At 44.9% G+C, this 919-nt stretch carries 1 protein-coding gene; it reads left to right on the top strand.

All coding sequences use genetic code 11. The features are described 5' to 3' along the window. Position 1: 1 nt before the first annotated feature. On the top strand, positions 2-919 hold a 918-nt coding region (locus tag GMD4S_RS09475; RefSeq protein WP_008290250.1), incomplete at its 3' end, for an acetyl-CoA C-acetyltransferase.

Here is a 919-nt window from a genome sequence, read left to right as displayed (position 1 = left end):
GGTGATTGTTTCAGCAGTGCGAACTCCAATAGGCTCCTTTGGAGGAAGTTTGAAGAATGTTTCAGCTGTTGATTTGGGAGCTTTGGTTGTTAAGAGTGCTTTGGAAAAAGCCAATGTCAAACCAGAGCAGGTAGACGAAGTGATTATGGGGAATGTACTAGGCGCAGGTTTAGGTCAAAACGTAGCTCGTCAAATGAGCATTCATGCAGGACTCCCTGAATTTACACCAGCCTTTACTATCAACAAGGTTTGTGGTTCCGGTTTGAAGGCAGTGCAGTTGGCTGCTCAAGCAATTCAGTGTGGCGATGCAAATATTATCGTAGCTGGTGGTGCAGAAAACATGAGTCAGGCGACATACGTTATGCCAAGCTTCCGTTGGGGCGGCCGTATGGGCGATTCAAAAGTGGTAGATACCATGATTAAGGACGGTTTGTCTGATGCTTTTAACGAATACCATATGGGGATTACAGCTGAGAATGTGGCTGAAAAATATGGCATCAGTCGAGAAGAGCAAGATGCCCTTGCTTTAGAGTCACAAAAACGAGCAGTTGCAGCTATAGAATCTGGTCGTTTTAAAGAAGAGATTGTGCAAGTTGTCATTCCTCAACGCAAAGGCGATCCTATCGTTTTTGATACAGATGAATATCCTAGAAAAGATGCTAGCTTGGAGAGCCTGTCTAAGCTAGGTCCGGTTTTCAAAAAAGACGGTTCTGTCACAGCGGGAAATGCCTCAGGCATCAATGACGGAGCAGCCGCTGTCTTGATGATGAGTGCTGAAAAAGCTGAAGAATTAGGACTTTCAGTGATTGCCCACATTCGTTCGTATGCAAATGCAGGTTTGGATCCTAAGATGATGGGATGTGGACCGATTTATGCGACTCGCAAGGCTCTTGAAAAAGGCAATTTGACAGTTGAAGAT

Source organism: Streptococcus sp. GMD4S, from assembly GCF_000296955.1.
The sequence above is the reverse complement of the archived record's forward strand: the minus strand, read 5'-3'. Positions and strand labels throughout refer to the sequence as shown.